Origin of the sequence: Streptococcus sp., from assembly GCF_030528045.1 — a bacterium.
GTDB lineage: Bacteria > Bacillota > Bacilli > Lactobacillales > Streptococcaceae > Streptococcus.
In genome coordinates, this window is sequence record NZ_JAUMZR010000022.1 from 1 (window position 1) to 25775 (window position 25775).

Annotated in this window: 22 protein-coding genes and 3 pseudogenes; 7 read left to right on the forward strand and 18 right to left on the reverse strand. The window is 41.4% G+C overall.

The window, feature by feature from the left end:
* Positions 1 to 142 precede the first annotated feature (142 nt).
* Complete coding sequence (pflB, locus tag Q4A91_RS05555) at positions 143 to 2458, reverse strand: formate C-acetyltransferase (RefSeq protein WP_303209611.1); 2316 nt, start codon at positions 2456 to 2458, stop codon at positions 143 to 145.
* A gap of 232 nt (positions 2459 to 2690) precedes the next feature.
* Here pflB and dinB point away from each other — a divergent pair, with 232 nt between their 5' ends.
* The 5 genes and pseudogenes from dinB to Q4A91_RS05580 all read left to right on the forward strand — a co-directional run bounded on the left by dinB (position 2691) and on the right by Q4A91_RS05580 (position 6680).
* Positions 2691 to 3755, forward strand: a complete 1065-nt coding sequence (dinB, locus tag Q4A91_RS05560) for a DNA polymerase IV (RefSeq protein WP_303209612.1) — start codon at positions 2691 to 2693, stop codon at positions 3753 to 3755.
* Between the two features lie 211 nt (positions 3756 to 3966).
* Positions 3967 to 4281: pseudogene (locus Q4A91_RS05565) on the forward strand (hypothetical protein).
* A gap of 329 nt (positions 4282 to 4610) precedes the next feature.
* Positions 4611 to 5405: pseudogene (locus tag Q4A91_RS05570) on the forward strand (lysostaphin resistance A-like protein).
* Positions 5395 to 5972 (forward strand): annotated as a pseudogene (locus tag Q4A91_RS05575) (CPBP family intramembrane glutamate endopeptidase). Before Q4A91_RS05570 ends, Q4A91_RS05575 begins: the two co-directional pseudogenes overlap by 11 nt.
* Before the next feature lie 75 nt (positions 5973 to 6047).
* On the forward strand, positions 6048 to 6680 hold the full coding sequence (locus tag Q4A91_RS05580; protein WP_000079021.1) for a TetR/AcrR family transcriptional regulator: 633 nt from the start codon (positions 6048 to 6050) through the stop codon (positions 6678 to 6680).
* 152 nt (positions 6681 to 6832) lie between these two features.
* Here Q4A91_RS05580 and Q4A91_RS05585 read toward each other — a convergent pair whose 3' ends face one another.
* Together Q4A91_RS05585 and Q4A91_RS05590 are read right to left on the reverse strand one after the other, a co-directional pair.
* Positions 6833 to 7678 carry an undecaprenyl-diphosphate phosphatase gene (locus Q4A91_RS05585; RefSeq protein WP_303209613.1) on the reverse strand — a complete coding sequence of 282 codons (846 nt, stop codon included), beginning with the start codon at positions 7676 to 7678 and terminating at the stop codon, positions 6833 to 6835.
* Positions 7679 to 7737: 59 nt separating this feature from the next.
* Positions 7738 to 9633, reverse strand: coding sequence for a DUF2207 domain-containing protein (locus Q4A91_RS05590; protein ID WP_303209614.1), 1896 nt, complete (start codon positions 9631 to 9633; stop codon positions 7738 to 7740).
* A gap of 131 nt (positions 9634 to 9764) precedes the next feature.
* On the opposite strand from Q4A91_RS05590, the gene Q4A91_RS05595 reads away from it, so the two are divergent.
* A complete protein-coding gene (locus Q4A91_RS05595) occupies positions 9765 to 11330 on the forward strand; it encodes an ABC transporter substrate-binding protein/permease (protein WP_303209615.1) in 1566 nt (521 codons plus the stop codon).
* On the forward strand, positions 11327 to 12067 hold the full coding sequence (locus Q4A91_RS05600) for an amino acid ABC transporter ATP-binding protein (protein WP_303209616.1): 741 nt from the start codon (positions 11327 to 11329) through the stop codon (positions 12065 to 12067). Before Q4A91_RS05595 ends, Q4A91_RS05600 begins: the two co-directional genes overlap by 4 nt.
* Before the next feature lie 92 nt (positions 12068 to 12159).
* Here Q4A91_RS05600 and Q4A91_RS05605 read toward each other — a convergent pair whose 3' ends face one another.
* The 15 genes from Q4A91_RS05605 to Q4A91_RS05675 all read right to left on the reverse strand — a co-directional run bounded on the left by Q4A91_RS05605 (position 12160) and on the right by Q4A91_RS05675 (position 25689).
* The gene (locus Q4A91_RS05605; RefSeq protein WP_001130031.1) at positions 12160 to 12375 is read right to left on the reverse strand and encodes a hypothetical protein; all 216 of its coding nucleotides are present in this window, start codon (positions 12373 to 12375) and stop codon (positions 12160 to 12162) included.
* A gap of 106 nt (positions 12376 to 12481) precedes the next feature.
* Entirely contained in the window at positions 12482 to 13381 is a 900-nt protein-coding gene (locus Q4A91_RS05610) for an SPFH domain-containing protein (protein WP_303209617.1), read from the reverse strand.
* An 82-nt stretch (positions 13382 to 13463) separates the two neighbouring features.
* Positions 13464 to 14714, reverse strand: coding sequence for a threonine ammonia-lyase IlvA (gene ilvA / locus Q4A91_RS05615; protein WP_000947300.1), 1251 nt, complete (start codon positions 14712 to 14714; stop codon positions 13464 to 13466).
* A gap of 79 nt (positions 14715 to 14793) precedes the next feature.
* Positions 14794 to 15816 carry a ketol-acid reductoisomerase gene (ilvC, locus tag Q4A91_RS05620; RefSeq protein ID WP_303209618.1) on the reverse strand — a complete coding sequence of 341 codons (1023 nt, stop codon included), beginning with the start codon at positions 15814 to 15816 and terminating at the stop codon, positions 14794 to 14796.
* Positions 15817 to 15905: 89 nt separating this feature from the next.
* The gene (gene ilvN / locus Q4A91_RS05625; RefSeq protein WP_001253813.1) at positions 15906 to 16382 is read right to left on the reverse strand and encodes an acetolactate synthase small subunit; all 477 of its coding nucleotides are present in this window, start codon (positions 16380 to 16382) and stop codon (positions 15906 to 15908) included.
* On the reverse strand, positions 16375 to 18075 hold the full coding sequence (locus Q4A91_RS05630) for an acetolactate synthase large subunit (RefSeq protein WP_303209619.1): 1701 nt from the start codon (positions 18073 to 18075) through the stop codon (positions 16375 to 16377). Before Q4A91_RS05630 ends, ilvN begins: the two co-directional genes overlap by 8 nt.
* Positions 18076 to 18397: 322 nt before the next feature.
* Complete coding sequence (fusA, locus tag Q4A91_RS05635) at positions 18398 to 20479, reverse strand: elongation factor G (RefSeq protein ID WP_000090335.1); 2082 nt, start codon at positions 20477 to 20479, stop codon at positions 18398 to 18400.
* 278 nt (positions 20480 to 20757) lie between these two features.
* Complete coding sequence (gene rpsG / locus Q4A91_RS05640) at positions 20758 to 21228, reverse strand: 30S ribosomal protein S7 (RefSeq protein ID WP_000087873.1); 471 nt, start codon at positions 21226 to 21228, stop codon at positions 20758 to 20760.
* A gap of 19 nt (positions 21229 to 21247) precedes the next feature.
* Entirely contained in the window at positions 21248 to 21661 is a 414-nt protein-coding gene (rpsL, locus tag Q4A91_RS05645) for a 30S ribosomal protein S12 (protein ID WP_001142332.1), read from the reverse strand.
* Between the two features lie 318 nt (positions 21662 to 21979).
* Complete coding sequence (locus Q4A91_RS05650) at positions 21980 to 22579, reverse strand: response regulator transcription factor (RefSeq protein ID WP_303209713.1); 600 nt, start codon at positions 22577 to 22579, stop codon at positions 21980 to 21982.
* Between the two features lies 1 nt (position 22580).
* On the reverse strand, positions 22581 to 23678 hold the full coding sequence (locus tag Q4A91_RS05655; RefSeq protein ID WP_303209715.1) for a sensor histidine kinase: 1098 nt from the start codon (positions 23676 to 23678) through the stop codon (positions 22581 to 22583).
* 4 nt (positions 23679 to 23682) lie between these two features.
* Positions 23683 to 24417: an ABC transporter permease gene (locus tag Q4A91_RS05660; RefSeq protein ID WP_303209716.1), complete on the reverse strand. Its 735-nt coding sequence runs from the start codon at positions 24415 to 24417 to the stop codon at positions 23683 to 23685.
* 12 nt (positions 24418 to 24429) lie between these two features.
* Positions 24430 to 25305 (reverse strand): ABC transporter ATP-binding protein, encoded by an 876-nt coding sequence (locus Q4A91_RS05665; RefSeq protein ID WP_303209717.1) that lies wholly within the window; start codon positions 25303 to 25305, stop codon positions 24430 to 24432.
* A complete protein-coding gene (locus Q4A91_RS05670; RefSeq protein WP_303209718.1) occupies positions 25292 to 25486 on the reverse strand; it encodes a hypothetical protein in 195 nt (64 codons plus the stop codon). The genes Q4A91_RS05665 and Q4A91_RS05670 overlap by 14 nt, the downstream gene beginning before the upstream one ends.
* Positions 25483 to 25689 carry a hypothetical protein gene (locus Q4A91_RS05675; RefSeq protein WP_000390701.1) on the reverse strand — a complete coding sequence of 69 codons (207 nt, stop codon included), beginning with the start codon at positions 25687 to 25689 and terminating at the stop codon, positions 25483 to 25485. The genes Q4A91_RS05670 and Q4A91_RS05675 overlap by 4 nt, the downstream gene beginning before the upstream one ends.
* Positions 25690 to 25775: the final 86 nt, after the last annotated feature.

Sequence of the window (25775 nt, forward strand, 5' to 3'; positions counted from 1 at the left end):
GTCTCCTCTCGTGCTTAGTTATAGGTCACCCACTACAGTTGACATAGAGCCATATATATTATATCTATAATTAGGTCAATCTTTGATATTATAGTAAAAAGCCAGTCATTTTGACTGGCTTTCTTTTCATTCTAATTGAATCTTAGCTCAATGCGTCATCCATTGAAAGAACTTCGTGGAAGACACGTTGTGTCAATTCAGTTTTTTGTTCTGGAGTGAGGTATTTAGTGTTTACACAGTATCCAGAGATACGGACGATAACATCTTCACCTGACATGATCTTTTCGTAAACATCGTTCAAGTCCATAACGTTCAAGTTAACGTGTTGTCCACCGTTTTCGAAGTAACCATCAAGAACTGTTACCAAGTTATCAACTTGTTCGTCACGAGTCTTACCAAGAGCACGTGGAGAAACTTGAGTTGTCAATGAGATACCGTCAGCTGCGTAACCAAAGTCAAGGCTAGCAAGTGAGTTCAAGTTTTGCAACCATCCACCTTTAGCTTTGTTAGATGGGTTCGCACCTGGTGAGAAGAATTCAAGTTTAGACAAGTTCACAGAACCATCTTCGTTGAGGTATACACCTTTGTGGACTGGTGAGTTACCAGTTTGTTTAGAGTAAGCAACGTTAGATGTGATTGTCAATAGTGATACTGTAGCTTCAGCGTCTTTGTAAAGTTTGTGGCTACGTAGACGAGTTGTATAAGCTTCGATCAACCATTCAGCCAATTCGTTTGAACGAGGGTCATCTTCACCCCAACGTGGGTATTCACCGATTGTTTCGTAATCGTAGATGTAGCCATTTTCATCACGGATTGGTTTAACTGTAGCGTACTTGATAGCTGACAATGTATCAACAGTGTTAGCAAATCCACAGATACCGAATCCCATGTTAGCACGTTGTTTAGTTGGCAAGAAGGCCATTTGAACAGCTTCGTAGTTGTACTTGTCAGTCATGTAGTGGATGATGTTCAAAGCGTCTACGTAAGTGTCAGTCAACCAGTCAAGAGATTTTTCGAAGTTGGCTTTAACTGATTCGAATTCAAGAACTTCGTCACGGATAGGATCGATGTCAAATACCTTGTAGTCTTTGTGAACATCGTCGTAACCACCGTTCAAACCAGTAAGAAGAGCTTTCAAAACGTTTACACGAGCACCGAAGTACTGGATGTTGTGGCGTTGATCTTCGTTTTCTGGGTCAAGTGGTGACACACAGCATGAGATACAGCTCATTTCTCCGTATCCGTCTTTAGCCATTGTTGTCACACCTTCGTATTGGATAGAAGAGTGTTTGTGGCTCATATGCATACAGTAGCGACGGAAGTTGTATGGCAATTTGTCAGTCCAAAGAACTGTCAAATTTGGCTCTGGAGAGTTACCGATGTTGTCAAGAGTGTTCAAGAAACGGTAGTCCATCTTAGTAACACGGTGACGACCGTCGTTACCCATACCAGCCATAGAAGTTGTGATGAAGGTTGGGTCACCTGAGTACAATTGGTCATAAGCTTTTGTACGAGCAAATTTAACTGTACGAAGTTTCATAACGAAATCATCAACGAACTCTTGGATTTCTGATTCAGTAAATGTACCACGAGCAAGGTCCCGTTCTGCAAAGATATCCAATACGATTGGCACACGTCCTAGAGATGTAGCAGCACCATTGATAACACGGCAGACAGCCATAAAGGCGATGTTAACCCATTGGATTGCTTCTTTCGTGTTCATCGCTGGTTTGCGGACATCAACTCCGTAAAGGTCACCCAAGCGAACAACTTGTTGCAATGCTTGGTATTGAAGGTTTACTTCTTCACGAAGACGGATTGTTTCTTCATCAATTTCTTTGATCGCATTCCAGTCGTTTACTTTTTCTTGCATCAAGTAGTCTGCGCCGTAAAGAGCAAGACGTGCGTAAACACCAATGATACGTCCACGTGAGTAGGCATCTGGAAGACCAGTTACAGTGTGAGCGTGACGAGCGCGACGAATGTTTGAAGTGTAGGCACGGAAAATACCGTCGTTAACTGTTGTTACGTATTTAGTAAAGATTTCGTGAACAGCTGGATCTGGTTCATATCCATTTTCCTTCAAAGTAGTTTCAGCCATACGGATACCACCTTTTGGCATGAAGTTCAATTTGAAGAGTTCATCGTTTTGGATACCGAAGATAACTTCATTTTCTTTGTCGATAAATCCAGCAGGAATATCAGCAATAGATGTTGGACGAGTGTCCATTGGGAAACGAGTTTCTTCGTAGTGTGCTTTTGTTTCTTCTACGATTTTTTTGATGTGAAGTGAACGTTCTGTTGGTCCAGCAAGGAAACTTTCATCTCCATCGTAAGGTGTGTAGTTAGCTTGAACGAAGCGAGAAATACTTGCTTTTTCTTTCCAATCTACGCCTTTGAAGCCTTCCCAAGCTTTATCAAAAATATCTTGTGCTTCAACAACTGTCTTAACAACCATGTTAATGTCCTCTTTTTTCTAGTAACAGTTATCTGTTACATTCTTGAGTCAAGTATACCATACAGTAACCGATTTCAACAAGAGAAAATCGGCATTTTAGGCGCTTTCTTTTATAATACAGTCTCTTTTTTGTTCTTATCTGTATTATATTTTTGAAAGTCAGGCTGAACTTTCCCATTTTTTCAGAAAAAAGAGTATAATAAATAGAAAATGACACTAGAAAGGGATTGGAATGCTCATATTTCCATTAATAAATGATCTGTCCAGAAAAATCATCCATATCGACATGGATGCCTTTTTTGCTGCGGTGGAAATAAGAGATAATCCCAAGTTAAAGGGCAAACCTGTTATCATTGGAAGCGACCCCAGACAAACAGGTGGGCGTGGTGTCGTTTCTACCTGTAGCTACGAGGCACGATCTTTTGGTGTTCATTCAGCCATGAGCTCTAAAGAAGCTTATGAGCGCTGTCCCCAAGCTGTCTTTATCTCAGGAAATTATGAAAAGTACAAGGCGGTGGGACTTGAGATTCGTGCTATTTTTAAACGCTATACAGATTTGATTGAACCTATGAGTATTGACGAGGCATACTTAGATGTAACGGAAAATAAACTTGGTATCAAATCAGCTGTCAAAATAGCTCGTCTCATCCAACAGGATATCTGGCAGGAACTACACCTGACTGCTTCTGCAGGCGTCTCTTATAACAAATTCTTAGCTAAAATGGCTAGTGACTATCAAAAACCACATGGTTTGACAATGATTCTCCCAGATCAAGCCCAAGACTTCCTCAAACAAATGGACATTGCTAAATTCCATGGTGTGGGCAAAAAAACAGTTGAACGCCTTCATGAAATGGGCATTTATACTGGTGCAGACTTATTGGATGTCTCAGAAGTCACTTTAATCGATCGATTCGGCAGACTCGGTTTTGACCTTTATCGAAAGGCAAGAGGCATTCATAACTCACCGGTCAAGTCCGATCGCATTCGCAAGTCCATTGGCAAAGAAAAAACCTATGGAAAGATCCTACAAGTAGAAGAAGACATCAAAAAAGAGCTGACCCTGTTGGCACAGAAGGTAGAAAATAGCTTGACTAAGCATGATAAGAAAGGGCGAACCATCGTTCTGAAAATTCGCTATGCCGATTTCTCCACCTTGACTAAAAGGAAAAGTTTGGCCTTAGCTACTCAAGACAAGGAGCAAATCGAGCGAACTGCGCATGAGATATACGATAGCTTGGAAGAACAACCACGAGGTATCCGACTGCTAGGACTGACAGTGACGGGGTTTGAATAAAGATAAAAGCTTGGTTCGTTACCGGGCTTTTTTAGATATAGCTTTTAGTATGAGAGAGTTGCTTGTGAATAACTTCTAAGTTGTCTGATGATTTTCATTGACTAAAAATAATCTTTTTTGAAAAAATACTGGACAAAGTTTTCTGTGTCTGTTATACTAAGTTTATAAAATAAAAACCGTCTGGTCGGTTTTTAAAAAGAAAGGAGCAGAAATGAAGAAATCTGTAGTAGAAAAAACAAGCGAGCACATCCTCAAGTTGAATCAGGAGATGGATCGGCAGCTGGAAGGTCAGAAAGAGTTTTTGCAGCAGCATGCAGAAAAGCTGAAAAAGATGTCACAGGGTGAGAATGGCATACGCTATTCTAAGTGGGGAGTCAAAGCTGGATATGCTGCCCTTGCTGGTGGCTTGCTGACTTCTGTCTTTAGCCCATGACGAGGACTAGGTATTATGGCAGTAGGCGGTCTGAGCCTTGCCTCCAATCTCTGGCAAATTCGGCGATTGCAAAATAAAGAAAGGAGCAAGTAGCAGAGAGATGACCTGTTTTAAGCATCAGAGTCAGGACAACTTAGAAACTAAAAGCAGCAGGCAGCAGCTAGACGTTGTTGACATAGCTTTTAGCATCATTTAGTCTATCTTTGCTTTTTATTTTAGGCAAGGACTAAAAGACTATGTTTTCTATTTGGTGCAGGTCTTTATTTTTTATAATAAAACAAACCGAATGGTCGGATTTTAAAATCTGCGTTTCAAAACAGGAAATCATCTGAAAGACTGAGAGTAAAGGATGCCTTTGTCCAGTTTTCGGATGACTTTTCACTATTCTACATTTGATAAGGAGTAATCATATGAAAACACAAATGAAAACACAAACACATGTAGAGCCAGAGACAAGGCATATCCTGCCCTTTCTGGCCTGGACTTTTGGCATTACCTGGGGAGCTTGGCTGCTTCAGTATATTTTAACCGCCCTGAAGCTGACCAGCGGGGCTGAGCCTTTGGGCCTTGCTCTCAATTTCATCGGGGGCTTCGGACCGGCCTTGGGAACTTTTATCAGCCTCAAAATTTCTCATCCTAAGAAGATGCTGGACTTTATCTTTTCTCATGCTAAGGGCTGGTGGATTTATATGCTGGCCTTCTGTCTGGTTCGGGTTTTGACCCTTTTTATCGCCAATCCTGTATTACCGCCGCTCAATGCCGTTCTGATGTTTCCTCTGGACTGGACCTTTGTCACCTTTGCTGGAGGCGGGAACGAAGAGCTGGGCTGGCGGGGCCTCCTGCAGCCGGCTTTGGAGAAAAAATTCTCCTTCCCTCTGGCAACTGTCATCACGGCTCTGGTCTGGGTGGCCTAGCATCTGCCCCTCTGGCTGATTCCGGGAACGAGTCAAAGTCAGATTTCTTTGCCCTTCTATCTCTCCTTTGGTATCTTGCTCTGTTTCTGTCAGGCGGCTCTATACAAGCAGACGGCCTCTGTATTTGCCTGCATGATCTTTCACGGCTGCATTAACTTTGCTCAGGCGACGATTGTCGGCAGTGCTACAAATGGCGGAAGGTATCTCAGCTTCCAGGCTGCTAATCTGGTCATGACCGCCCTGCTGGTCGGCTGGTGGTATTGGAAGGGCAACCGGAAAGGGGCTGAGAAAGATGCAAGCTAGAAGCTATAAAGCTTCCTCATCTGTCAAGCAAATTCTAATGTTTCTGCTTTGGACTTTTGGTATCACTTGGTCTGCGTGGATTCTCTCAGCTGTGCTGAAAGAACGACTGCCGCTGCTTTATCCGCTTCTCATGATAGTGGGAACATTTGGTCCTGCTATAAGTGCCAAGCTTGTCTTAGGTAAGTCTTTGAAAGAAATGCTGGCTTTTATCAAGTTTACTAGGAAAAGAAGCTGGCCTTATCTATTGATTTTTGTGGGGCTATACACGATTTCCATTGCCTTTGTGACCAGGCCGCTGCTAGGTTTGAATCTTTTGAATGTCTTGGTTCTGGCTCTGGTAACGACTCTTCTGACAGGCGGCAATGAAGAGATTGGCTGGCAGCTCTTTACAAGGTCAGTCAGTCTGTCCTCTATTGTGTCCTCTTTCATGGGCTCATTAATACTATTGGCGAAGCCATCTTTGTAGGCAAGGGAACGGAAAATCCCCTCTTTTTCCTAGGCTATATCTTGATGACGGCTTACAGTATCTATCTTTGGTATCAAAGGGATCAGCAAGACAAGGCTTAAAGATATTTTTATGATTTTGTATTTCTCCGGCTTTTTTGGTAGAATAAAGCTATATTAGAAACAAAGGGGAACAGAATGGCGCAACGAAAAGACAAATCCCAGGCCATGAGAGAAAAAATTTTAAATACAGCAACCCAGCTTTTTATTCACAACGGCTATGAAAAAACAAGTGTACAAAACATAGCGCAAACAGCTAGTATTTCAAAAGGAGCCATTTATCACCATTTTCAATCAAAAGATGAAATTCTTTTTGCAGTTTTAAAACAGCGTTATCAATTGATGGAAAAGGAATTGCTAGACTGGCTTGAATCCACCAGTCATTTAACTGGAAGAGAACAGCTCAAAGAAATCTTTCAGTTTAGCTTAAAAAGTCAGAAAACTAACTACGAAATGTTGAATCACGCGCCTCTTGATGCAGAGTTCATGCTGACTACTATCCGTTACAATCTGCGTATAGGAACTCCCCTTATTGCAGATATTATAAAAAAAGGGATAGAAGATCAGTCCATTCAACCCATCCCCTTCCCTAATGAAGTGGCCGAGACAATCTTGCTTTTGACTAACTTTTGGGTAGAAGGAAGTATTTTTGAAAATTCTTCCGAAAAAATAGTTGATCGTATCTATTTTTTACAATTTATGCTTCAATCCATCGGCTTAGATATTTTTGATGAATCTTTGATCCAAGAAATTTTAAGCCAATCAAATTAAATACAATCTTTTCGTTTACTTTTAAAGCCTTGGATAAACGTAGGACAAAGTGACATAATAAGGTAATAAAAAATAAGCTAAACAATTAAAAAAATAGGATAGTTCCCCAAATGTTTTTTTGGCGAACTATCCTATTTTATTCTATTTTCAACTTATACAAACAAACGCACAAAACTATAAAGCAACAAAACACTACCGAGTACGATACGGTATTTACCAAAGAGTGTAAAGTCGTGCTTCTTCACATAGCTAGTCAAGAAACGAATAGCAACCATGCTGACCGCAAAGGCAACACCCATAGCTACCAAGAGCAAGAACAGTTGTCCAAAACTCAAGAGTTGACCTGCTTTAATAAATTTGAAAATCTTTAAAGCGCTGGCTCCGAACATAACAGGAATTCCGAGATAGAAGGTAAACTCTGTTACGACTGAGCGGCTTGTTCCATTCAACAAACCACCAACGATAGTTGCACCTGAACGGCTCGTTCCTGGAAAGAGGGCGAGGACTTGGAAGAGCCCAATGTAAAGGGCTGTTTTATAAGGTAACTTGTCTAGCTCTGTTACTGTTGGTTCAATGGCTTGCGCCTTATTTCGTTTTTCAAGGTAGATAAAGGCAACACCATAGATAATCAACATAATCGCAACTGAAACCATGTTATGGAAGTTAGCATCAAACCAATCATCTAATTTAAAGACCAATAGCAAAGGCAAGGTCGCAACAAAGACTTTTGACCACAACTGCCAAGTTCTACGAACTTCTACCTTAGTTTTACCAGGTTTGAAAGGATTAAGCTTGTTAAAGTAAATGACCATAACTGCTAAAATGGCACCAAGCTGGATGACAACATTAAACATGGACATGAAGGCTGCATTCTGGTCCTTGTATTGTACAAATTCTTCAACCAAGATCAAGTGGCCAGTACTTGAAATGGGCAACCATTCTGTAATTCCTTCAACAATCCCAAAAAAGATTGACTTCAAAATTTCAATAAAATACATACATTACTCCTTTTTCTGTCCTCTATTATAGCATAATTTCGGATGTTGAGATAGATTTTTTAGAAGGCGCCGATGCTACCACCGCCTCCGCCTCCTGAGAATCCTCCACCTGAAGAACCACTTCCAGAAGATACAGAGTAATTGCTAGCTGTATTTGCGACAGCTGTATATTGCTTGATTTGTGCAGTTGAGGTGTAGAACTGTGAGTGCCAACCATAGGCTACATAAAGATTCAAATCTGGATTTTCAAGCTGAATATGGCGGACTTTCATTAACTTGCTCACCTTCTTGGCATAACCAAAGAGAGTCGCATAGACCAGTAGACGGTTCCAAAGGACTATGCTCTCTAGCTCGGCCTGATCCAGATGAGCGATGTCGCGAAGCATATTTTCAAAACTGGTCCAAAGATAAAAGATTTCTGCTCCTTCCTCTGTTAGAACTCCATCACGATAAGCTCCTCGCGTGGCAAGGTAAACCCAGAAACTAGCCCCTAATCCTGTCAATCCTAAGAGTAGAAATGTGATCGAAAAGAAACCATGTGTTTGCCAGCTATAGTAAAAGAATAGCAGTCCGCCTAGAGCTGTTATGGCTGAACAAACTCGCATCCCGAGAGCAAGGCGGCGTTCCTCGCTTGTCAAGGGACGATAGTAGCTTGGGATACGAAGTACATGGACCTTATCCTTGACACAAGACTGAATGCGTTGAAGTCTTCCTTCAAAGGAGCGTTTGAGGCGCGAGCCTGTTTCTCGGATATGTTTTTCATCTGACTCTTTGGCATCAAGGTAAAGGGTAGATGAAACTTGGTAATCAGGGAAGAGCTCTGAAATAGCCAATTCTTTCTTATTTGACAAAGTCATGCGCAGACATTCCTTCTCAAAATTGGACAAACCCTTTTCACTGATAATGCGCACATAAGGTTCCTTATCCCTTTGAAAAATAGATAAATGGCCTCGATCTACTAAATCCAACAAGGTTGCCTGAATCAAACGTTCAAAAGTAAATTTACCAAACCCTGATTTGTTTAGGGGATTGACCTCCTCTAAGGAAGTTGAATACACTGCTTCTGCTAAAACCATTGGAGGTAAATCCATCGGTGGTTCGTAGAGTCGATGATCTTTTGGAAAGACCTTTTTAATGCTTGTACTCTGACGAAACATCCTATAGAAGATAGGAACTAGAAGTAAGAGGCTTATAAAAATGACGGGGAACACCCATTTCATCATTATTTCACTTTGCGCTTTTTCTGTCGCTATATTGCTTTCAATCCGGTTAAAATCGGTTAAACGTTCTTCCTCTAATCCTTGATCTGGAGTTCCTGCAAAAGCACTTCTAGACCAGTATGCGTGTAATTCGATTTGTCGCTTTCTCGGAAGGTCTTTCATTTTGACATGATAGAGATTATTTACTTTTTCAACACTAGAGTCCCTTAGGAGCTGTCCTGCATGAAAATAGAGTTTCTCTGCTGGAGTATCAGAGCTGACCTTAAACTCAATCTCTTTGATGTCTCCAGTACTATCGGTCAAGGGTTGCCAATTTATCTCTGCGATATCCTTATATAAGAAGAGAAGGTTTGTTAGTTTCCAGGTAACCGTTACCCGAACAGTATCTCCAGCATATCCAGCATTGTAAATTTTTACCTTGTAGCCGTCCTCTTCCTCCATAGTATAGAAGGAAGCATTTTGAACAATTCTTCCATTTTTAGAGATCTGAACGGTCGGATCGGGATCAATGTCAAATCCTTCTGGCATTTTCCCAGCTTTCCCGAGTCCAACTAACTGACCATTATAATCATCTCCAAAGCGGTAGGTAATTGTTTCCTTAAAAATTGCAGTATTATCTGCATGAATATTCAAATCACCCTGATAGGATAAAATATCAAAGTCTACTGCAAAAACCAGGCTCGGTATAAATAATAAATAAGTAAATACCAAAGCCAACAGCCATCTTTTTTTCATAATCGGTTCCCTTTCAATCTTTTTACCATTATATCATTTTTTATAAGTAAAGGCTTACTTGTATTGAAAATCTCACTATTTTTAGATACAATAGAGAGAGAGTCATTTTTAGACTAGAAATAGGAGAAAACATGAAAAAATTATGCTTATCTATCCTTGCTAGCCTAGCCCTTACCTTAGGACTAGTTAGCCAAGTCCAAGCCGACGAATATTTACGCATCGGGATGGAGGCAGCTTACGCTCCCTTCAACTGGACTCAAGACGACGATGGTAACGGCGCCGTCAAAATCGACGGTACCAACCAATATGCCAACGGCTACGATGTTCAAATTGCTAAAAAGATTGCCAAAGATTTAGGCAAGGAACCTTTGGTTGTGAAAACCAAATGGGAAGGACTTGTTCCAGCCCTTACTTCTGGCAAAATCGATATGATCATTGCCGGTATGAGCCCAACCGCTGAACGCAAACAAGAAATTGCTTTTTCAAGCAGTTACTATACTAGCGAACCGGTTCTATTGGTAAAAAAGGACTCTGCCTATGCGAATGCCAAATCTTTGGAAGACTTTAGCGGAGCAAAAATCACGTCTCAACAAGGTGTTTATCTTTATGACCTGATTTCCCAAATTCCAGGTGCCAAAAAAGAAACTGCTATGGGTGACTTCGCTCAGATGCGTCAAGCTCTGGAGGCCGGTGTTATTGATGCCTATGTTTCTGAACGACCTGAAGCACTGACCGCTGAGTCTGCTAACGCTAAGTTCAAAATGATCCAACCTCAACCAGGTTTCAAAACTGGCGAAGAAGATACAGCTATTGCCATTGGACTTCGTAAAGATGACAGCCGCATCAGCCAAATCAATGCGAGCATCGAAACCATCTCTAAGGATGAACAAGTATCCCTCATGGATCGTATGATCAAAGAGCAACCTGTGGAGTCTACAACAACGGAGGAAGAAAGTAGTTTCTTTAGCCAAGTCGCTAAGATCCTTTCTGAAAACTGGCAACAACTCTTGCGTGGTGCTGGTATCACACTCTTAATCTCCATTATCGGAACCATCACAGGTCTCCTTATCGGACTTGCGATTGGGGTCTTCCGTACCGCTCCACTATCTGAGAACAAGGCAATGTACGCCCTACAGAAACTAGTTGGTTGGATTCTCAATGTCTATATCGAGATCTTCCGTGGTACGCCAATGATTGTTCAATCTATGGTTATCTACTATGGAACTGCCCAAGCTTTCGGTATCAATCTTGACCGCACACTAGCTGCTATCTTCATCGTCTCAATCAACACGGGTGCCTACATGACAGAGATCGTTCGTGGTGGTATTCTAGCAGTTGACAAGGGACAGTTTGAAGCTGCAACTGCTCTTGGTATGACCCACAATCAAACCATGCGTAAGATTGTCCTACCTCAGGTTATCCGTAATATTCTACCTGCTACTGGTAATGAGTTTGTCATCAATATCAAAGATACCTCTGTATTGAACGTTATTTCAGTTGTTGAGCTTTATTTCTCAGGAAATACTGTAGCAACACAAACCTATCAATACTTCCAGACCTTTACCATCATCGCCGTGATTTACTTTGTCCTCACCTTTACTGTGACTCGTATCCTACGCTTCATCGAACGTCGTATGGACATGGATACTTACACTACAGGTGCTAACCAAATGCAAACGGAGGATTTGAAAAAATGACACAACCAATCCTTGAAATCAAACACCTCAAAAAATCCTATGGGCAAAACGAAGTGCTAAAAGACATTTCTCTCACCGTCCATAAAGGAGAGGTTATTTCCATCATTGGAAGCTCTGGAAGCGGAAAATCAACCTTCCTTCGTTCGATTAATTTACTCGAAACACCTACAGAGGGTGAGATTCTCTATCGAGGAGAAAATGTCTTAGAAAAAGGCTATAACCTCACCCATTATCGTGAAAAGCTCGGTATGGTTTTCCAATCTTTCAATCTCTTTGAAAATCTGAATGTCCTTGAAAATACGATCGTTGCCCAAACGACTGTACTCAAACGCGACCACTCTGAAGCTGAAAAAATTGCCAAAGAGAATCTCGAAAAAGTCGGCATGGGAGAACGCTACTGGCAAGCCAAGCCGAAGCAACTCTCAGGGGGGCAGAAACAACGCGTGGCTATCGCCCGCGCTCTCTCCATGAATCCTGATGCCATTCTCTTCGACGAACCAACATCTGCTCTTGACCCTGAAATAGTTGGAGAAGTCCTCAAAATTATGCAGGATTTGGCTCAAGAAGGCTTGACCATGATCGTCGTAACCCACGAAATGGAATTCGCCCGCGATGTCTCTCACCGTATCATCTTTATGGATAAGGGCGTCATTGCTGAAGAAGGCAAACCTGAAGAACTCTTTACGAACCCTAAAGAAGAACGGACAAAAGAATTTCTTCAACGTTATCTCAGCTAATAAACAAAGACTGCATAAAGAATGCAGTCTTTTTAATTTGTAATTGTAAAGAAAAGGCAGACTCGATTCAGGAATCTGCCTGTGACCACAGTTTAATCTTCAAATTTTTCATGATTTTTTTCATAGAAATCGATTAAACCAAGAGCTGTTTCAAATGAAATATTTTTAACTTTTGCGCGTCCTTGTGCTAGAGCAATGATAGACATTTCACGCGCATTCGTTTCTTTAGAGATACGGTAGCCTGTGATTTTCTTATCACGAACCCAGCCAACAACTGCTTCTACTTTTTCAAAGTTCGACTTAGCCATGTTCTTCTCCTAAATTATTCTTTACAATACTTAATTGTAAACGTTTTTATTTCGTTTGTCAATAAAAAAACATATATTCGTCGCAACTATATTATTCCGCATATTTTTATTTGGCTTTTAAAGCCGATAATATATGTGTTCTTATGTCTTCAACTCCATTAGGATTTGCTGGTAGGAAGATTGTATTATTACCCTCTTTATCTGCAAAATTATTCAACGTATCTAAATACTGGTTCGTTAATAGGATAGACATGATTTGTTCTTCAGTTAGCTCAACATTGGCTCCTTTTAACTCTTGGATAGAATCAGCTAGTCCGTCAACAATTGCTTTACGCTGCTCTGCAATCCCTACACCATGTAGGCGATCTTTTTCTGCTTCAGCTTCTGCTGCGGTCACGATTTTAATCTTATCTGCTTCAGCAAGCTCTTGCGCCGCAACTCTCTTACGTTGAGCCGCGTTAATTTCATTCATTGATTGTTTTACTTCAGCATCAGGTTCAACCTTAGTAATCAGCGTTTTGACAATGATATACCCATATGTAGACATTTCTTCCGCCACTTGTTTTTGAACTTCTAAGGCGATTTCATCCTTCTTCTCAAACAACTCATCTAGGGTTAACTTTGGCACAGATGAACGCAAAGCATCTTCAATATAGGATTTAATTTGGGCTTCTGGACGCATCAATTTATAATAGGCATCTGTGACATTGTTTTCATTTACTCGATACTGAGTTGCCACATTCATCGTTACAAATACATTATCTTGCGTCTTTGTCTCTACAACAATCTCACTTTGCAACAAGCGTAGTTGAACTCTTGCCGCAATCCTATCAATTCCAAAAGGAGCTCGTAAATGAATACCACTATTGCTCAACTTTTGGTATTTACCAAAGCGTTCTATGATAGCGACAGATTGTTGTCGAACCACATACACAGAACTAACCATAATCACTGATGCAATCACCACTAATAATAATAATAATACAAGTAAAATTTGTAAAACCATGGGAATCTCCCCCTTTCGTCACCATCATTATAGCACCATCATCATTATTACGCAAATAATATGATAATAATTTTATTTTAGCTTAAACTAACATATTATACAACGTTTCGTTCCCATTCAAATTAATATAAGATGGGTCAAACTTTTCCATTCGATGAATCAATCCAGCATAGTCATGCTTATTGGCAAGAGCTACCCCAATCAAGACAGGGCCTGTCCCCTTGCTTGCTCGTTTGATATATTCAAAACGAGTGATGTCATCATTTGGCCCCAAAATGTCATTTACAAACTCTCGTAGAGCTCCTGGACGTTGTGGGAAATTCACTACAAAGTAATGCTTGATTCCATCGTAAATCAAAGCACGTTCTTCCATCTCTGGCATGCGGTTGATATCGTTATTTCCTCCAGAAATAATACAACAAATCGTCTTGCCTTTGATATAGTCTGATAAAACTTCCAAGGCTGCAACGCTGGCAGCTCCGGCTGGTTCTGCTACAATACCTTGTTTGGAATAAAGATCAATCAAGGTTTCAGAAATCAATCCCTCGTCCACCCCAATCAGCGTTTCAACATTTTTTCGGGTCGCTTCATAGGTTAATTGTCCAACCTTCTGTACGGCTATCCCATCAGCGAACTTATCAATTTCTTTGAGTTTAACTGGTCCCCCAGCTTCAAAGGCAGCTTTCATAGAGCGAGCTCCATTGGCTTCTACCCCAATCACTTCGATAGTCGGGTTGGTTTCCTTAATATAAGTAGAAACACCGGCAATCAATCCGCCACCACCTACTGGTACAAGTACTGTATCAAAATCAATAGACTCTTTACGGGCTTCTTCAAGAATCTCATAGGCTACAGTCCCTTGACCAGCCTGAACATGCGCATCATCAAAAGGATCGATGAAGGTGCGGTTTTCTGTCAAGGTAAATTCTTGCGCTGCCTTAGCAGAAGCATCAAAGGTATCCCCAACCAACTTGATTGTCACAAACTCTCCACCGAAAAAGCGAACCTGCCCAATCTTTTGTTGCGGTGTTGTGATGGGCATAAAGATCGTTGCAGGAATCTTCATCTCATTACAAGTATAGGCGACACCTTGGGCATGATTTCCCGCAGAGGCACAGACTACACCACGCTCGCGTTCTTCTTTTGATAGTTGAGAAATGGCATAATAGGCTCCACGAATTTTAAAAGAGCGAACTCGTTGCGCATTCTCCTTTTTGAGATAAATCTTTGCTTGGTATTTTTCTGATAAATAATGATCATATTCTAGTGGTGTATCAACTACTACACCACTCAAAACTTTGTGGGCTTTCACCACATCTTTTGCACTTAGCATTGTCTCCTCCTCAAATACTGTTCAAGATAAAAAAAGAGTTAGGTACCCCCAACTCGCCTTCTGTCTCTCTTTACAAGAATTAATTGTAGATTTTGAATGCGTCGTCGTCGTTTTTACCAACGAAAGGCATTGCTTTACGCAATTCTGCACCAACTTTTTCAATTTCAAGGTTAGCTGCTTGTTCACGGTAAGCAGTTAATTTTGGACGACCAGCCTTGTAGTCATTTACAAAGTCATTTGCAAATTTACCATTTTGGATATCTGCCAAAACAGCTTTCATGTTTTCTTTAACTTGCTCAGAAATCACACGTGGACCTGATACATAGTCACCGTATTCAGCAGTGTTTGAAATAGATTGACGCATTTTCTTGAATCCACCTTCATAGATCAAGTCAACGATCAATTTCATTTCGTGAAGAACTTCAAAGTAAGCCAATTCTGGGGCATAGCCTGCTTCTGTCAAGACTTCAAAACCCGCTTCGATAAGGGCAGTCAAACCGCCACAAAGTACGGCTTGTTCGCCAAACAAATCTTCTTCAGTTTCTTCTTTGTAAGTTGTTTCAAGCAAACCAACACGAGCTGCCCCAACACCTTTACACCAGTCCATAGCAATGTTTTTCGCATTCCCAGTTGCATCTTGGTAAACTGCGTAAAGAGCTGGCACACCAAATCCTTCTTCGTAAGTACGACGTACCAAGTGTCCTGGTCCTTTAGGAGCACACATGAAAACATCTACATCTGCAGGAACTTTGATAAATTCAAAGTGGATATTGAAACCATGAGCAAATCCAACTGCATTTCCAGCTTCCAAGTTTGGAGCGATTTCTGCTTCGTACAATTCTTGTTGGATTTCGTCTGGTGCCAAGATCATGATAACGTCAGCCAATTTAGTTGCTTCTGCTACTGTGTAAGTGTCAAATCCATCTTCTTTTGCTTTGTCAAAAGATTTACCTGAACGCACACCGATGATGACATCACGACCTGAATCACGCAAGTTTTGCGCATGCGCATGTCCTTGTGAACCATAACCGATTACGGCGATTTTTTTACCGTCAAGCGCTGCTACTTTAACATCTTTTTCGTATTCCATTTGAACTGCCATAGTTTTTCTCTCTTTTCTATTTTTATTGCCTTATAGGCTGGTTAAACAAATTTATGCTGGATTTTATACTCATTGAAAATCAAAGAGTATTAGTCGCGGGTAAATCCAGTTGCGCCCGTACGAGCGATATTTTTAATACCATATGGTCGAATCACTCGTAATAAAGCTTCACTCTTTTCAGCATTTCCCGTCATCTGGATGGTGATTGAGCTTGGAGCCACATCTACTACCGTTGCACGGAAAGGTTGGATAATGGCCAAGATTTCTGCACGCTTCTCAGCAGGAGCAGATACTTTTACCAAGATAACTTCTCTTTCCAAGTGTGGTTTATCTGTGATATCTCGAATGCGAATCACATCAATCTGACGATTGAGCTGTTTAATGATTTGCTCTACTTCATCATGAGACGCTACATCAATAATGATGGTGATGCGAGATACATTGGGGTTCTCTGTCGCACCAACTGAGATACTCTCAATATTGACCTGACGACGAGAAAGGACACCTGTAAAACGATTCAAAACTCCTGAACGGTTTTGCAATCTAGCTGTTAACATTCTACGCATGGAACTTCACCCCCAACATCTCATGATTGCTCTTACCAGCTGGTACCATCGGTAAGACCTGTTCCTTACGAGAAATATCCACCTCGATAAACATGGGCACATCCTCCAGAATAGCCTCTAGATCTTTTTCTATCGTTTCTGGATTGTCAAATTTATAATTTTTAATACCGTAAGCCTGTGCCATCAGTTGGAAGTCAGGAAGTGTATCAAAGACTGACTCGGAAGTTCTACCCTCATAGAAGGATTCCTGCCACTGACGAACCATTCCTAGTGAGTGGTTATTCAACATGACAACCTTAATCGGCACCTTGTAGATGTTTAGGATTGCTAGCTCTTGGTTGGTCATTTGGAAGCCACCATCACCAACAAAAAGGATAACTTCTTTTTCTGGATTGGCAATCTTGGCTCCGATAGCTGCAGGAACTCCGAACCCCATGGTACCCAAACCACCTGAAGTGACTAACTGACGCTCATTTTGGTAAGGATAATACTGAGCTGTCCACATTTGGTGCTGCCCTACGTCAGTTACGACAATGGCATCCCCATGCGTCAACTCACCGATGCGTTCAATAACGGCCTGCGGTTGAACCACACGTCCTTTCTTATCATAAGAACGAACTCGATTCTTGTCCTTGGTGACTTTTTCAATCCACTTTTCAGTATTGTTATGAACAGTTGGTTCTGCCAGTAGCATCTGCAAGGCTTTCTTAGCATCCCCCACTACAGGAATATCTGCACTGATAATCTTACCAATCTCAGCTGGGTCAACATCGATATGGGCAACCTTAGCATTTTTCGCGAAGGTCTTGGGGTTCCCGGTCAAGCGGTCATCGAAACGGCAACCAATACTAATCATAAAGTCCGCTTCCGTCATTGCAATGTTGGCTGCGAAAGAACCGTGCATGCCTCCCATCCCTAGGAAGAGCGGATGACTCGTTGCAATGGTTCCTTGCCCCAAAAGACTAGTGACTACTGGAATCTGGTAACGTTCAGCAAATTCATTGAGCTCCTTAGAAGCTTCCGCATAGCTGATACCACCACCTGCTAACAAAACAGGTTTCTTGGCTTTTGACAATTGCTTCAAGATTTTCTTGATTTGCATGTCATTCGGATCAAGCGTCGGTTGGTAACTTGGTAAATTCACCTCTGGTGAATAAATGAAATCTGTCTCTAGAGCTGATACATCCTTTGGTAAGTCAATCACAACTGGACCTGGACGACCTGTCGTTGCGATATGCACGGCTTCCGTAATGATACGGGGAATATCTGCTGTCTCACGAACTTGGTAATTGTATTTGGTAATGGGCATGGTAATACCCACGATGTCCGCCTCCTGAAAAGCATCTTTCCCAATTCCAGCTCGCGCAACCTGACCTGTAAAGACCAAAAGGGGAACGCTATCGCTCATGGCATCTGCAATCCCTGTAATGGCATTAGTTGCTCCCGGTCCACTCGTGACGACGGCAACGCCCAACTTTCCAGTTGATTTGGCATATCCTTCAGCTTCGTGCAAACAACCTTGCTCATGGCGTCCCAAGATGTGGCGAATGCCTTTAAAATTGTATATCGCATCATACAAAGGCAAGACCGCACCACCAGGATAACCAAAAATGGTATCAATCCCTAAGTCCCGAAGTGTTTCCAAAACTAGGTCCGACCCCGTCTTAGGAGATTCTAAACTGATTTTCTCCATTATTCCCCTTTCTCTTCTTTTAAAAAAATAGCTTGTTACTATCATACCATTTTTTCAAAAATTTTCAAGGCAAAAGAGTTAATTTTCTGAATTTTCTATCTAAAAGTGTATTTATGAATCTTTTCCTCATTTTTATTAACTTTTCTACGGAATTAGGAACCTTTATTTATTTTAATTTATCAAATTAGAATATTTTCTTTCTTGGTAGAATTAGTATTTTTCTCACTTAGCGATCAAATTCGTATACTATATTCAGCAAAAATGAATAGTTAAAGACAAAAAAGGAAGCCACTAAGTGACTTCCTTCTAGAGTGAGGACTGATTAGTCTTCACCTTTGTTTTTCTTAATGATTTCTTCTTGTACTGACTTAGGTACATCTTCGTAGTGATCAAATACCATCATGAATGTACCACGTCCTTGAGATGCAGAACGAAGAACTGTTGCGTAACCGAACATTTCAGCAAGTGGAACGTAAGCACGAACGATTTGGCTGTTACCGTGAGCTTCCATACCATCTACACGTCCACGACGAGCAGTTACGTGCCCCATAACATCACCAAGGTTTTCTTCTGGAACAGTGATGGTTACAAGCATCATTGGCTCAAGGATAGCTGGTTGTGCTGACTTAGCAGCTTCTTTAAGAGCAAGTGAAGCCGCGATCTTGAAGGCAGTTTCAGATGAGTCGACATCGTGGTATGAACCATCGTAAAGTTTAGCTTTAACGTCAACCATTGGGTAACCTGCAAGAACACCGTTAGCCATAGATTCTACCAAACCTTTTTCAACCGCTGGGATAAATTCACGAGGAACCACACCACCGACGATTGCGTTTTCGAATTCGAATCCTTTACCTTCTTCGTTTGGAGTAAATTCAATCCATACATCACCGAATTGACCTTTACCACCAGACTGACGTTTGAAGAATCCACGTGCTTGAGTAGAAGCGCGGAATGTTTCACGGTAAGATACTTGAGGAGCACCTACGTTCGCTTCCACTTTGAACTCACGACGCATACGGTCAACAAGGACGTCAAGGTGAAGCTCACCCATACCTGAGATAACTGTTTCACCAGTTTCAACGTTTGTTTCAACGCGGAATGTTGGATCTTCTTCAGCCAATTTTTGAAGGGCGATACCCATCTTGTCTTGGTCAGCTTTAGATTTTGGCTCAACCATCAATTGGATAACTGGTTCTGGAACGTTGATTGACTCAAGGATGATTTTAGCTTTTTCATCTGTCAATGAGTCACCAGTTGTAGTATCTTTCAAACCAACGGCAGCAGCGATATCACCTGAGTAAACAGTGTCAATTTCTTGACGGCTGTTAGCGTGCATTTGAAGGATACGTCCGATACGTTCACGTTTACCTTTAGAAGTGTTCAATACGTAAGAACCTGATTGAAGAACACCTGAGTATACACGGAAGAATGTCAAACGACCTACAAATGGGTCCGTCATGATCTTGAAGGCAAGAGCTGCGAATGGCTCATCGTCAGATGCTGGACGAGTTTCTTCTTCGTCTGTATCTGGGTTGATACCTTTGATTGCTGGGATATCAAGTGGGCTTGGAAGGTAGTCGATAACCGCATCAAGCATCAATTGAACACCCTTGTTCTTGAAGGCAGAACCACACAATACTGGGAAGAATTCAACGTTGATAGTTGCTTTACGGATAGCAGCTTTCAATTCTTCGTTAGTGATTTCTTCACCTTCAAGGTATTTCATCATCAAGTCTTCATCAGTTTCAGCGACTGCTTCAACCAATTTTTCACGGTATTCTTGAGCTTGGTCAAGGTATTCAGCTGGAATATCTTCTTCAAGGATATCTGTACCAAGGTCGTTAGTATAGATTTCAGCTTTCATCTTGATCAAGTCGATGATACCGCGGAAGTCATCTTCAGCACCGATTGGCAATTGGATTGGGTGTGCGTTTGCTTGAAGACGGTCGTGAAGTGTGCTTACTGAGTAAAGGAAGTCAGCACCGATTTTGTCCATTTTGTTAGCAAATACGATACGTGGAACTCCGTACTCAGTTGCTTGACGCCAAACTGTTTCAGTTTGAGGCTCAACACCTGATTGTGAGTCAAGAACAGTAACCGCACCGTCCAATACACGAAGAGAACGTTGTACTTCGATTGTGAAGTCCACGTGTCCTGGTGTGTCGATGATGTTTACGCGGTGGTTGTTCCATTGAGCTGTTGTCGCAGCAGATGTGATAGTGATACCACGTTCTTGCTCTTGCTCCATCCAGTCCATTTGTGACGCACCTTCGTGAGTTTCACCGATTTTGTGGATTTTACCAGTGTAGTAAAGAATACGCTCAGTAGTTGTTGTTTTACCGGCATCGACGTGAGCCATGATACCGATATTACGAGTTTTTTCAAGTGAAAATTCGCGTGCCATGAGGTTTGTTTCTCCTATTTATTTTAATTTCTATTCTATTATAACACGATTTTAATAAAAACGGATAGGCAGGACCTACCCGTTCTCAATGTTTATCTTGTTTTTGTTGGTTTCAACTTGTATACAAGTTGAATTGAACTCGGGCTAGAAGCTCAAGTTAACTGATTTGAACCCGAGCGAGGCCCGGTGCAAAAAAGATAAACTGCTTTGTGTTCACGGAACACTGCATCAGTTTCCTATTTTTGCCTTGGGCCTTTGCCGCTCTTAGTCTCATTTTATTACCAACGGAAGTGTGCGAAGGCACGGTTAGCTTCAGCCATACGGTGAGTGTCTTCACGTTTCTTAACTGCTGCACCAGTGTTGTTCGCAGCGTCCAAGATTTCTTTTGCAAGACGGTCTTGCATTGTGTGTTCACCACGAAGGCGAGCGATGGTTACCAACCAACGAAGTCCAAGTGTTGTACGGCGTTCTGGACGAACTTCAACTGGGACTTGGTAGTTAGATCCACCAACACGACGTGCACGTACTTCAAGTACAGGCATGATGTTTTCCATAGCTGTTTCAAATACTTCAAGTGCATCGTTTCCAGTAGCTTCTTTGATTTGCTCAAAAGCACCGTAAACGATTGAAGCAGCTGTACCACGTTTACCATCAAGCATAACGCGGTTGATAAGACGAGTAACTAGTTGTGAATTGTAAAGCGGATCTGGCAATACATCACGCTTTGGAGCTCTATTTTTACGACTCATTTCTCTTTATCCCCTTTCCTTATGCTTTTGGACGTTTAGTACCGTATTTAGAACGGCCTTGTTTACGATCGTTAACACCTGCAGTATCAAGTGCACCACGGACGATATGGTAACGTACCCCTGGAAGGTCTTTTACACGTCCACCACGAAGAAGCACCACGCTGTGCTCTTGCAAGTTGTGTCCGATACCTGGGATGTAGGCAGTAACTTCGATAAGGTTGCTCAAACGTACACGAGCGAATTTACGAAGGGCAGAGTTAGGTTTTTTAGGTGTCATTGTTCCCACACGAGTTGCAACACCACGTTTTTGTGGTGAAGAAACGTTTGTTTGAACTTTTTTATGACTGTTGTAACCAACGTTCAAAGCTGGTGATTTAGATTTTTCTACTTTTGATTTACGCGGTTTGCGAACCAATTGGTTAATTGTAGGCATCTACATTCTCCTGTGTTTTTTTATTTTTGGTGATGATACACTTGGTGACAGCTACCATCTGTGTGTACTTTTGCAACATTTGTCAGCACGTCCCTGTACACTTTTGAGAGACCAAAAGTAAAAAGTACCGTCTATTATTGTAACACAATTTTTCCTTCATTGTCAAGATATTTTTCATTTTTATTCTGATCTTTTAACTCTTTGACACTAGCTTTCACCGCTTTTCTAAACCAGAAAAGGAGACAATTTGCCTCCTCCTTTCTAGTATGGTTTTCCTTTGATTCAAGTTGTCATTTCGGAATTTTTTAACCCTTCTCATCAAAGCCAACCAGATTCTTTTGCAATGTTGGCTGCCTCTGTTCGATTACCAGCATCTAGTTTCGAAAGAATATTGGTGGCATAGTTTCGGACGGTTCCATTTGATAGATAAAGCTGATCTGCGATTTCTTGATTAGACAAGCCCTGAGCAATTCCCTTTAAAACAGCGATTTCTTGCTCTGTTAACGGGTTAGGATGCGTCATCACCACTTCCATCAATTCAGGCGAATATTCCTTGCGTCCTTCGAGAACAGTGTGCAAGGTTTGCATGAGGTCTGCAATGCTTCTTTCTTTCAAGACATAAGCATCCACTCCAGCCTTGACCGCACGTTCAAAATATCCGGGACGTTTGAAGGTCGTCACCACAACTACCTTTGTTTCTAGCTTTTCTGCTCGTATCCACTCCAAGACTTCGAGGCCTGTCTTAACAGGCATTTCTACGTCAAGAATGGCAATATCCACAGACTCTTTTTCTAAAAGTTGGATTGCTTCTTGGCCATCCTTGGCTTGTAGGACAGAATCTACATCTGGTTGAAAGGTAAGCAACTGGCACATAGCATCTCGCAACATACTTTGATCTTCTGCAACAAGTAGTTTCATCTTAGTTTCTCTCCTTATAAGGTAGCCGAACCTGCACTTCAGTCGGATGTTTCTGACTGATCACCTTTACTTCTCCTGAAAAAGGAAGGACACGGTCTCGAACGGTATGGAGTTCATCTCCTTTTAGAGAAGCAAAGCCACATCCATCATCTCTCACTGTTAGAATGAGTTCTTTCTCAGTTCGTTCTAATTTCAAGTAAGCTTTCGATGCTTTGGCATGTTTGATGATGTTGGTCACTAACTCAAGTAAAATCATGGAGGCCGTCGATTCTAACTCCTGAGTTAGGCTAGCTGTATCTAGTTGGTGATTGATTCCCGTTTCAATTCCTGCAATTTCCAGCATTTTTTTAACTGTCGCAAATTCGGAAGCAAGGGTTCTGGTTTTAAGATTTTCGATAATTGTACGAACTTCATTCATGGATTCTTTACTGATCTGATGAATTTCTTTTAATTCTTTTTCCACTTGAGGATAGGCCTGCATTTGAAGAAGTTGTAGGGCAAGATCTGTCTTCACACTCAACATAGCAAAGGTATGGCCTAGACTGTCATGGAGATCCTGACCGATACGACTGCGTTCATTTTCAGCCAAGAAAAGATTAAGTTTGGCATTTTGCTTTCTCTTTTCTTCTTTTAATTCTTCCGTCATTCGAATTCGATAGAGACCAAAAGTCAAGGCATCAGAAAAGACAAAAGTCACCAAGAAAAAGAGCAGTTGCCAGGGACTAACTTGATCAACCATGTAGATTCCAGTTAAAATCAAGGGTTGCAAGACAATAAAACTGACAAAACGCCAAGAGTGAAAAGATATCTCATCCAGTTGGTAAATGAGGAGATTGGATAAATAAAATATAAACCAAGCAAAGCTCGCATTCAGCCAGACGGAACTGTAAAAAATGTAGGCGAACATGATCCACCAAGCCAGCCACTGCACAGTGCGATTCTGACTGACTAAAACCGAATAGAAAGCTAGGACAAATAGTATAGTCCATAACAAGGTTGAAAGCGGGTACTCTCCAACGATGACACCCGCTATAGGAAAGATGATAAACACTGTTGAAATATGAAACATATAATGAGTGTTTTTTAATTTTTCCAACATAGATTTATTTTACCTCGATCCGTTTTTTCAGTTGAATGACCAAGACACCAAAGAAAACTGTATAACCTAGTACAACCAAGGCAGCAAGAATGTTAAACTCGTGGTGCTCCAAATAAGCAGAGACAACCTGCATCAGTTGATAGGTTGGGGTCAGTTTTCCAATGGATTGGAGCCATTCTGGGAAGGAACTCAAAGGGAACCAGAGTCCACCTAGGACAGCCAAAGCGATATAGGCAATATTTCCAATCACCGTCATCAATTGAGCACTGGGAAGCAAGCTTACCAATACCCCCATGCTGATAACGACCACGCTTCCGACCAGCAACATAACTCCAATCACCATCCAATCAAGCCAAGGCAGAGTCACTCCACGGACAAAATGACCAACCGAAAAGACAACTATAATTGATAACAAGAAAGTCAGCAAAGTACTGAACAGTTTTGATACATAATATTCTACCATAGATACTGGAGAATGTTGAATCAATTTTTGCCAGTTGTTTGTCTTATCAGACTCGAGTGTGCTAGGGATACTGAAAAAAGCACTTGACATGATACTAAAGAGCGTCATGGCAAAAAGATAGGCTTGAAGAGCAATTTCTGGAATATCTGATCCTGACATCATACCAGAGAATATAAGGTAAAACACACTTGGGAGTCCGATGGATAGCAAGTAGTAGACTGCTTGCCGTTTCATCTGAATGATTTCCACTTTCATGAGACTTGTCATATTTTTCATCGTCAATCTCCTTTAATCTTGAGTCGTTTCAAAAATGCTGTCTAATAGAGTTCGATTGCGAACTTCAATTTCTTCGATCGTGCAGCCCTGCTCTTGCAAAAATTTCCATACCTGGCTGGCTTCTTTTGTTGTGAAGGAAAGAGCATTTTGCTTGATTTCAAGCTCTTGAACCTGGTCCAAAGTGCTGATAACTTCCTGATAAGTTAGAGGTACCGTAAAATGTTTTTCTTGTTCTTCACCACGCATGGCATAAGGCGTCGTATCGCGAATCAATTCTCCCTTGTGGAGGACCAAAATGCGATCAGCCGTATGTTCCACCTCTTCGATGTAGTGAGAAGAATAGACAATGGTCACATCATTTTTCTTTAACTGATTGACAATTTCCCAAAAATGCTGACGTGTCGAGGTATCCATGGCAGCAGTTGGCTCGTCTAAAAATAGAATTTTCGGACGACCTATTAAAGTCAACACGAAAGAGAGCAAACGTTTTTGCCCACCAGACAACTTGCCCGCTAGCTGATTTTTCTGCTTGTCTGAGAATCTTAGCAAGTCATCAATTTCTTTGTCTGAAAGACTGTCGGGATAAAGTGACTTGAAAAATGATAGAAGTTCTTTCACTTTTAAGCTTTGGACAACTGCATTTTCTTGAGGCAAGACAGAAATAAGCTGTTTTAATCGAGGATCTGTTGGTGCAAACCCTTGAATGGCTATCTGACCTGAGCTCATGAACTTATCGCCCAAGAGGCAATCAATCAAGGTTGTCTTCCCTGCTCCGTTAGGCCCGATCAAGGCGATACATTCACCATCGTTGATTTCAAAGGAGATGTTCCGCAAGATCTCCTTGTCTTTTATTTTCTTACTCAATTTCTCAACTTTAATCACAGTCATGAGTTTCTCCTTTCAACCACTTCATTCCCATAGGGAAAACAACGAAAATCATAAATCCAAAACCCCAAGCACCACGAATGAATTGCCGAAGCAAGGTTTGGTCAAACCAACCAGTAAACATTTCCACTAACCATACCAAGAGTGACAGGCCGATAAAGAAATAGATGATTGCTTTTTTCATTCCTCAAACTCCTTTTTCACATCTCTGACTAATTTCAAACCTTCTCTGACAAGCCAAGACATCATTCCAAAGCCAGCAAAGAGCTCCCAAGGAAAATGATAGAAACCCTCGTCCAATCCTGAAAACATGAGATAGGTCATAACTCCTGCTGCTACTAAACTCACTGCGACAATCATTTTATTTTTCATTTCTTCTTCCTCCATTTCATACTTCAATTATAGTCCTTTGAAGTTAGCGGAGCTAGATGCTTCTGTCACTAGGAAATATGACAAATGTCATAAAAAAGAAC

Bases quoted from the DNA above. Each gene is read 5' to 3' on its own strand.
- rpsG (WP_000087873.1), bottom strand. From the start codon at position 21,228: ATGAGTCGTAAAAATAGAGCTCCAAAGCGTGATGTATTGCCAGATCCG.
- ilvA (WP_000947300.1), bottom strand. From the start codon at position 14,714: ATGCTAAGTGCAAAAGATGTGGTGAAAGCCCACAAAGTTTTGAGTGGT.
- Q4A91_RS05650 (WP_303209713.1), bottom strand. From the start codon at position 22,579: ATGAAACTACTTGTTGCAGAAGATCAAAGTATGTTGCGAGATGCTATG.
- Q4A91_RS05670 (WP_303209718.1), bottom strand. From the start codon at position 25,486: ATGAAAAAAGCAATCATCTATTTCTTTATCGGCCTGTCACTCTTGGTA.
- fusA (WP_000090335.1), bottom strand. From the start codon at position 20,479: ATGGCACGCGAATTTTCACTTGAAAAAACTCGTAATATCGGTATCATG.
- Q4A91_RS05665 (WP_303209717.1), bottom strand. From the start codon at position 25,305: ATGACTGTGATTAAAGTTGAGAAATTGAGTAAGAAAATAAAAGACAAG.
- pflB (WP_303209611.1), bottom strand. From the start codon at position 2,458: ATGGTTGTTAAGACAGTTGTTGAAGCACAAGATATTTTTGATAAAGCT.
- Q4A91_RS05600 (WP_303209616.1), top strand. From the start codon at position 11,327: ATGACACAACCAATCCTTGAAATCAAACACCTCAAAAAATCCTATGGG.
- rpsL (WP_001142332.1), bottom strand. From the start codon at position 21,661: ATGCCTACAATTAACCAATTGGTTCGCAAACCGCGTAAATCAAAAGTA.
- Q4A91_RS05585 (WP_303209613.1), bottom strand. From the start codon at position 7,678: ATGTATTTTATTGAAATTTTGAAGTCAATCTTTTTTGGGATTGTTGAA.
- Q4A91_RS05590 (WP_303209614.1), bottom strand. From the start codon at position 9,633: ATGAAAAAAAGATGGCTGTTGGCTTTGGTATTTACTTATTTATTATTT.
- Q4A91_RS05610 (WP_303209617.1), bottom strand. From the start codon at position 13,381: ATGGTTTTACAAATTTTACTTGTATTATTATTATTATTAGTGGTGATT.
- Q4A91_RS05675 (WP_000390701.1), bottom strand. From the start codon at position 25,689: ATGGAGGAAGAAGAAATGAAAAATAAAATGATTGTCGCAGTGAGTTTA.
- ilvN (WP_001253813.1), bottom strand. From the start codon at position 16,382: ATGCGTAGAATGTTAACAGCTAGATTGCAAAACCGTTCAGGAGTTTTG.
- dinB (WP_303209612.1), top strand. From the start codon at position 2,691: ATGCTCATATTTCCATTAATAAATGATCTGTCCAGAAAAATCATCCAT.
- Q4A91_RS05605 (WP_001130031.1), bottom strand. From the start codon at position 12,375: ATGGCTAAGTCGAACTTTGAAAAAGTAGAAGCAGTTGTTGGCTGGGTT.
- Q4A91_RS05595 (WP_303209615.1), top strand. From the start codon at position 9,765: ATGAAAAAATTATGCTTATCTATCCTTGCTAGCCTAGCCCTTACCTTA.
- Q4A91_RS05655 (WP_303209715.1), bottom strand. From the start codon at position 23,678: ATGTTGGAAAAATTAAAAAACACTCATTATATGTTTCATATTTCAACA.
- Q4A91_RS05660 (WP_303209716.1), bottom strand. From the start codon at position 24,417: ATGAAAAATATGACAAGTCTCATGAAAGTGGAAATCATTCAGATGAAA.
- Q4A91_RS05630 (WP_303209619.1), bottom strand. From the start codon at position 18,075: ATGGAGAAAATCAGTTTAGAATCTCCTAAGACGGGGTCGGACCTAGTT.
- ilvC (WP_303209618.1), bottom strand. From the start codon at position 15,816: ATGGCAGTTCAAATGGAATACGAAAAAGATGTTAAAGTAGCAGCGCTT.
- Q4A91_RS05580 (WP_000079021.1), top strand. From the start codon at position 6,048: ATGGCGCAACGAAAAGACAAATCCCAGGCCATGAGAGAAAAAATTTTA.